Origin of the sequence: Candidatus Proelusimicrobium excrementi (assembly GCF_937881865.1) — a bacterium.
In the GTDB taxonomy this organism is placed as follows: Bacteria; Elusimicrobiota; Elusimicrobia; order Elusimicrobiales; family Elusimicrobiaceae; genus Proelusimicrobium; species Proelusimicrobium excrementi.
Genome location: NZ_CALGEO010000160.1, coordinates 1 through 7,154, shown reverse-complemented (window position 1 = coordinate 7,154; position 7,154 = coordinate 1). Strand labels below are relative to the sequence as shown.

Annotated in this window: 6 protein-coding genes; 5 read left to right on the top strand and 1 reads right to left on the bottom strand. The window is 47.5% G+C overall.

The window, feature by feature from the left end:
- A partial coding sequence (locus ACQY26_RS07185) for a hypothetical protein (protein WP_428048491.1) occupies positions 1-970 on the top strand: 970 nt, incomplete at its 5' end.
- 82 nt (positions 971-1,052) lie between these two features.
- Here the strand turns inward: ACQY26_RS07185 and pepT are convergent.
- Positions 1,053-2,291, bottom strand: coding sequence for a peptidase T (gene pepT / locus ACQY26_RS07180; protein WP_428048489.1), 1,239 nt, complete (start codon positions 2,289-2,291; stop codon positions 1,053-1,055).
- A gap of 98 nt (positions 2,292-2,389) precedes the next feature.
- Here pepT and ACQY26_RS07175 point away from each other — a divergent pair, with 98 nt between their 5' ends.
- Genes ACQY26_RS07175 through ACQY26_RS07160 form a run of 4 tightly spaced genes read left to right on the top strand, consistent with a single transcriptional unit; the run spans position 2,390 to position 6,982 of the window.
- Entirely contained in the window at positions 2,390-2,848 is a 459-nt protein-coding gene (locus tag ACQY26_RS07175; protein ID WP_428048487.1) for a hypothetical protein, read from the top strand.
- 39 nt (positions 2,849-2,887) lie between these two features.
- Positions 2,888-3,376: an NAD(P)H-dependent oxidoreductase subunit E gene (locus ACQY26_RS07170; protein WP_428048485.1), complete on the top strand. Its 489-nt coding sequence runs from the start codon at positions 2,888-2,890 to the stop codon at positions 3,374-3,376.
- On the top strand, positions 3,369-5,228 hold the full coding sequence (gene nuoF / locus ACQY26_RS07165; RefSeq protein WP_428048483.1) for an NADH-quinone oxidoreductase subunit NuoF: 1,860 nt from the start codon (positions 3,369-3,371) through the stop codon (positions 5,226-5,228). Before ACQY26_RS07170 ends, nuoF begins: the two co-directional genes overlap by 8 nt.
- A 5-nt stretch (positions 5,229-5,233) precedes the next feature.
- On the top strand, positions 5,234-6,982 hold the full coding sequence (locus ACQY26_RS07160) for an NADH-dependent [FeFe] hydrogenase, group A6 (RefSeq protein ID WP_428048481.1): 1,749 nt from the start codon (positions 5,234-5,236) through the stop codon (positions 6,980-6,982).
- Positions 6,983-7,154: the final 172 nt, after the last annotated feature.

Below are 7,154 nucleotides of genomic sequence, written 5' to 3'. Positions count from 1 at the left end.
GGGACCGCAGCTGTTTCTTTGCGTGTCTTCCGCCGCCGCCGTATTTTGCGTTGCCGTAAATTATATTTTGGCTTGCAGCGCCGTAAAAGTTATGTATGACGGCGTAAACGGGGCCCGGCAGGACGTTTTGGGCGCGATAGTCGTTGCTTTAAAAAGGATAATAGCTCTTTCCGCTTCCGCTTTATTAATAGGCGCGGCGACGTATTTTTTATTTTCGCCCGGCGCATATCTGCGGGGAAATTTTAAAGACTGGTATTTTCTTCTTATTTCCGCCGTATATGTTTGTTTCTTTCCTTATATAATTTTTCATCCGTGGAAAATTATATTGGAAGATAAAACCGTTTTTGAATCTTTCCGCGCAAGCTGTCATTTGGTAAAAACGCATTGGCTTAAATGCGCTTTGCTGTTTTTGATTTCGGGGGTTGTAACGGTTTTTTTGGTTTTTGCCGCGATTGCCGTTTTAACCGCATTTACGCTTTGGTTTAACTGGGAGGCTTTTTCTTTTCTGAAAAGGCTTAACCTTTCTTTGGGTGCGGATATGCCTTCAAACATAAAAACGGCGGTTATGCTGGCGGGGCTTGGGCCTTTCGGGTTAAGGACGGCCGTAAGTTTGACGGCTTTTGCTTGTTTCGCTTCATACGCGGTTTTGTTCGGTTTCAATATGTTTTTGCTTATTTTGACTTTAAGCTATAAGGCGCTTAAGGCTTATAATCTTATGGCTGAAAATCCGCCCGAACCCGAACGTAAAAAGACGGTTGAAGAAGAACAGGACGATTTGGCGGCGCTTTTTAAGGACGCTAAAGAAATAACGATAAACCCGGGTGATGACGATGCCTTTGAAGAAACCAGCGCGTTCGGGCATTTGGACAGGAGGGAAGCTCTTCGCCGCTTCAATAAGGAAGACGAAGACACCGCCAACTACGGGCGAATAAAGCCCATAATCCACGAATATCCCGACCCCGAAGATTAATAAAACTTTCGAAAGATAAAATAAAAATCCCCGCGTAAACGGGGATTTTTAAATGAGTTTCCAATTAACGTAAAACAAAAGATTATTTTGCGTTGTTTTCCGCGATTTTGGCTATGGCGCGGGTAATCTTATCCATCATGTCCAAGCTGGTCCATTCAAAAGGGCCGTGGGGCGTGCCGTAACCGGCGTCGATATTAGGCGTAGGCAGGCCCATATAGGAAAGATTTGCTCCGTCCGTGCCGCCGCGTATCGGCTGGCTTTCGGCGTTAAGGCCGCATTCTTCAAAAGCTTCTTTGGCCAGTTTTAATATCTGCGGGTGCTTGTCAATCATGGGCTTCATATTTTTATAGGGATAGGAAACTTCAAAATCTATCACGCTGCCGGGATATTTTAAGCGTTTTTCTTTTACAATCGCTTCAAGCAAGGCCAAATGGCTTTGCAGAAGATTCTCGTCAAAATCCCTTGCCATGGCCTTAAGTACGCCTTTCTCAAAATCCGCGTTTGCGCCTATAAAGCAGATAAAACCCTCTCTGCCGCAGGTAGTTTCCGGCAGTTTGTTTTCCGGCCAGGAAGCGCAGATATCCGCTATAATTCTGACGGGGTTCTGCATGATGTCTTTGGCGTTGCCCGGATGAGCCTGCACCCCTTTTACTTTGATTGTTATGGCCGCGGCGTTGAAGTTTTCAAACGTGATGCCGTCGCCGCATTCTCCGTCTAAGGTATAGGCGAAGTCCGCCCCGAAAGCTTTTACGTCAAAATGTTTTGTGCCGCGGGCGATTTCCTCGTCCGGTGTGAAAGCTATTTTAATTTCGCCGTGTTTTATTTGCGGGTTGGCGATTAAATGTTCCAGCATTACCATGATTATGGTTATGCCGGCTTTGTCGTCCGCGCCCAAAAGAGTATCGCCGGAGGCGGTTACTATGTCATGGCCTATGCATTTGTTTAAAGCTGGGGAAGTTTTAGGGGAAATAATTACATTATGTTCTTTGCTTACGGTTATATCCCCGCCTTGGTAATTTTTGTGCACTATCGGTTTTACGGTGCGCCCCGCCGTGCCGCCGGGGTAAGTGTCCATATGCGCCAAAAAGCCTATTACCGGGACTTTGCGCTCAATGTTGGAGGGCAAAGCCGCCGTAAGATAGCCGTATTCGCTCAGGCTGACGTCTTTAAGGCCCAATTTCTGTAAATCTTCTTTAAGGATTTTTGCCAATTCAAGCTGCCCTTTGGTGGAGGGGGAAGATTGGGAATTTTCATCGCTGCCGGATTCTACTTGTATGTATTTGGTAAAAACTTCCAGTATGCGTTCTTTGAAATTTTCCATAATTCACCTCGGTAAGATTTGCGTTTTTATATGTTTTATTATAATATAAACTTATATTCCTCTATTTACATTATAGAATTATATTCAGGAGTTATCCAATGAAAAAACTTTTAATGCTTCTAAGCGCGCTGTTTGTCTTTACCGCGTGTAGCGCCGTTCAATCCATGCAGCAGGCCGTAAACTGCCGTTACGAAATAGCGTCGGCGGAAGTCAGCGATTTTTCGCTTACGGAGATCAATTTGGACGTAAAAGTGGCGATAACCAACACCAGCAAAACGCAGGAAGCCAAATTAAACCGTTTTTCGGGAGTGCTTTATATAGGCGACAACGAAGTCAGCAATATATCTTTCGGCGCGTATGAAATAGCTCCCTCCTCGACGGAAATGGCCAAGGCCGCGCTTAATATCCCTTTTGTAAAAGTAGGAAAGAATCTTATCGGGCTGGTAACTACTAACAGCGTATCGGTAAAATACAAAATCAAAGGAACGATGTACTTTAACACCGCTTTGGGCGAAATACCCATACCGGTGGTAATATCGCAGAAGGAAGAGATGTAATTTGTCTTACAATTAAATTGAACTGAGGAGACTTACAAAATGGCGCAACAAACAACCGCCGCCGCTGAATTAAGCGCGATAATAAATAAGTGGAAGGATGTTGAGGGCAGCCTCGTAATGATGCTGCATTCAGTACAGGATAAGCTGGGCTATGTGCCGCGCGAAACCGCTATGGAAATATCCAAACAGACGGGAATACCGCTGGCAAAGATATATGAAGTCCTTACTTTTTATCATTTCTTTAAACTTAATCCTCCGGCCAAGTGCCAGATTGCGGTCTGCACGGGTACGGCTTGCTACCTGAAAGGCGCGCCGGAACTTCTTAAAGAAATTGAAAAATGCACGGGCGTTAAAGAGGGGGAAAGCTCCCCGGACGGCAAATATTCCGTGGCCGGGCTTAGATGTATAGGCTGCTGCGGGCTTTCGCCTGTAATTTCAATCAACGGCAAAATTTTCGGTCAGGTAAAGCCGTCCCAGATAAAAGGCATTCTCGCTTCGGCGGAAAACCCGGAGGCCGCACATGAATAATCTCGTCAACGATATCAACGAAAAATTTAAAAAACAATATTCCAAAATAGACAACAGAATAGTAGTCTGCGGCGGTACCGGCTGCATAGCCGGCGGTTCCATGGAAGTTTATAAAGCTTTTCAGGAAGAGTACAAAAAACGCGGCCTTGATTACTGCGTGGAAATAACCGATTCCTGCCGTGAAAAGAGCACCTATATTTCCAAAAGCGGCTGCCAGGGCTTTTGCGCCCAGGGGCCTTTGGTAAGCGTGGGGGAAATCTTCTACACAAAAGTAAAGCCCGAAGACGTCGAAGAAATTGTGGAAAGAACCGTGCTTAAAGGCGAAGTCGTGGAAAGGCTGTTATACGTAAACCCGGTAGACGGCGAACATTGTAAGACTTTAAAAGATATTCCGTTCTATAAAAAACAGCACCGCATACTTTTGGCCGACTGCGGTAAAATCAACCCGGAAGACATTAACGAGTATATCGGCCACGGCGGATACTTTGGCTTAAAAACCGCTCTTGAAAAGGGCCCCGAAGCCGTAATAGCCGAAATGAAGGAAAGCGGCTTAAGAGGACGCGGAGGCGGTGGTTTCCCCGTTTGGCTTAAATGGGATTTAACCAGAAAACCCCAAAGCGACCAAAAATTTATGATCTGCAACGGCGACGAGGGCGACCCCGGCGCATATATGGACAGATCCCTTTTGGAAGGCAATCCCCATTCCGTGGTTGAAGGCATGATAATAGCTGGTTTCGCGATAGGCGCGAGCAGAGGTTTATTTTATATCCGCGCCGAATATCCTTTGGCCATTGAACGCGTACAAAAAGCCATTGACGCCTGTTATAAAACAGGGCTTTTGGGCAAGAACATTTTAGGTTCCGGTTTTGATTATGATTTGGAAATCCGCTACGGCGCGGGCGCTTTCGTCTGCGGCGAAGAAACCGCTTTGATAGCTTCCATCGAAGGCAACCGCGGTACGCCTCGCCCCAAACCGCCTTTCCCGGCGACTAAAGGTTTATGGGGCAAACCGACGGCGATTAATAACGTCGAAACTTTGGCCAATGTGCCTTATATCATGACCAAGGGCGGAAAGTGGTATTCCTCCATGGGCTCTGGCAAATCAACGGGAACCAAAGTTTTCGCTATGACCGGCAAAGCCAAAAACACCGGCCTTATCGAAGTGCCTATGGGTATTACGATAAGGGAAGTCGTTTATGATATCGGCGGCGGTCCTTTGAAAGGCGACGAAGTCAAAGCCATACAAACCGGCGGTCCCTCCGGCGGCGTTATCGATCCTAAACATTTTGATATGCCCATTACCTACGAATCCTTGCAGGAAATCGGTTCCATTATGGGCTCGGGCGGTTTAATCGTCATGGACGAAACGGACTGTATGGTTGATATCGCAAAATTCTATCTGGAATTCTGCGTGGATGAATCATGCGGCAAATGCGCGCCGTGCAGAATCGGGGGTTATCAGCTGCTCAGCATTTTAAACAAAATAACCAACGGCACCGCAAAAGAAAGCGACTTGGACAAACTTGAGCAAATCTCCAAAGCCATGCAGAAAGCTTCTCTCTGCGCTTTGGGGCAGACGGCTCCGAACCCGGTTCTTTCAACCATTAAGTTCTTCAGGAACGAATATGAAGCGCATATCAAGGATAAACGCTGTCCTACCGGCAAGTGTACACAGCTTGTTTCTTATACGATAGGTTCCGGCTGTATCGGCTGCGGAGCGTGCAAACGCGCGTGCCCCGTCGGCGCAATCAGCGGCGAACCCAGAAGCAAACACGCCATTGACCCCAAGAAGTGCATAAAATGCGGTCAGTGCTTCAACGTATGCAAATTCAACGCGGTTAAGAAAGGATAATAAATATGATTAAAGCTAAAATTAACGGCAAACCGGTAGAGGTTAAAGAAGGAACATCAATTTTGGAAGCGGCCAAACAGGCCAAAGTAAAAATCCCTACGCTCTGCAAGCATGAGGATTTGGAAGCAAGCGGCGGCTGCGGCCTTTGCATAGTAAAGGTAAAAGGCATGCCCAAAATGCCGCGCGCCTGCACCACCGAAATTACGGAAGGCATGGAAATAACCACCCATGACGCCGAGCTTGTAAACATCAGGCGCACCGTATTGGAACTTATTATGTCCAATCACCCCAAGGACTGCTTGGTTTGCGCCAGGAACCAGGACTGCGAGCTTCAAAGGCTTTGCGCCGAGTTCGGCATAAGGGAAGACGCTTTCCCCAGTATAGTTCACCGCCAGCCGCATAAAAAAGACGATTCAACCGGCACTATAACGATAGACACCAGCAAATGCGTTTTGTGCGGACGCTGCGTACAGGTCTGCCAGAAAGTGCAGAACGTATGGGCTTTGGCCTTCTTAAAACGCGGCATAAAAACGGAACTTTCCCCGGCGGGCGAAATTGATTTGCAGCAATCTCCCTGCGTAAAATGCGGGCAGTGCTCCGCTCATTGCCCCGTCGGCGCGATTGTTGAACACGACGATACCCAAAAAGTATGGAACGCGCTTATGGACGAAAAGAAATATTGCGTAGTCCAAATAGCTCCCGCCGTACGCGTCGCGATAGGGGAGGCTTTCGGTTTCCCCGTCGGTTCAAATCTTACCGGCAAATTAAACGCGGCCCTTTACGAGCTTGGTTTTAAAGCCGTATTTGACACCAACACCGCCGCAGACGTTACCATTATGGAAGAAGCTTCCGAATTTAAACACCGTCTTACTCACGGCGGAACTTTGCCGCTGATAACCAGCTGCTGCCCGGCGTGGGTCGACTATATGGAGAAATATCACGGCGATATTATTGAGAACTTCTCCAGCGCGAAATCCCCGCAGGAAATGATGGGCGCTTTGTCCAAAACTTATTACGCCCAAAAGCATAATATAGACCCTAAAGATATTTTTATGGTTTCAATTATGCCTTGTACGGCCAAAAAGTATGAGATTACCAGAAGCGACGATATGTTCTCTTCCGGTTATCAGGATATCGACGTTTCAATTACGACGCGCGAACTTGCCAGAATGTTAAAACAATCCGGCGTGAACTTTAAGGAAATTGAAGAACGCAAAGGCGACGACATTTTGGCCGATTACAGCGGCGCGGGCACGATATTCGGCGCGACGGGCGGCGTTATGGAAGCCGCTTTGAGGACGGCTCACTATCTTATTACCGGCAGGGAAGCGGCCAATATAGATTTTAAAGAAGTCCGCGGCCTTAAAGGTATTAAGGAAGCCGAAATCGACGTCGACGGCACTAAAGTAAAAGTAGCCATAGCGCACGGCTTGGCGAATGTGGGCGACGTTCTCGCCAAAATCAAGCAAGCCAAAGCCGAAGGCAAAGAACCTCCGTATCACTTTATAGAGGTTATGGCCTGCGAAGGCGGCTGCGTAGCCGGCGGCGGCCAGCCTTACGGCGTTACGAATGAGCTAAGAAAAGCGCGCGCCAAAGGGCTTTATGACGAGGACTCTTCCATGCAAATCCGCTGTTCACACGCCAATCCGGCGGTGCAGAAGATTTACAAGGAATACCTTGGCGAGCCTTTGGGCGATAAAGCCCATAAGCTGCTGCACAATCATTATAAGGCGAGGGAGTCTTATAAAGGTTAATGGTTTTAGCCCCCGGCGAGCCGGGGGCTTTTTAATTGGTTTAAGTTTCGTCCTCATCTTTTTTTACTCGCGTAATATTGCGTGTTCGCGGCTAGCACTTTGCCGCTTTTGGGCGGATTTTAATTTTTTCTTCGCTTAAATACCGCGGCGGCAAAGCCGCCATCGTTCTAGG

Bases quoted from the DNA above. Each gene is read 5' to 3' on its own strand.
- ACQY26_RS07170 (WP_428048485.1), top strand. From the start codon at position 2,888: ATGGCGCAACAAACAACCGCCGCCGCTGAATTAAGCGCGATAATAAAT.
- ACQY26_RS07160 (WP_428048481.1), top strand. From the start codon at position 5,234: ATGATTAAAGCTAAAATTAACGGCAAACCGGTAGAGGTTAAAGAAGGA.
- pepT (WP_428048489.1), bottom strand. From the start codon at position 2,291: ATGGAAAATTTCAAAGAACGCATACTGGAAGTTTTTACCAAATACATA.
- nuoF (WP_428048483.1), top strand. From the start codon at position 3,369: ATGAATAATCTCGTCAACGATATCAACGAAAAATTTAAAAAACAATAT.
- ACQY26_RS07175 (WP_428048487.1), top strand. From the start codon at position 2,390: ATGAAAAAACTTTTAATGCTTCTAAGCGCGCTGTTTGTCTTTACCGCG.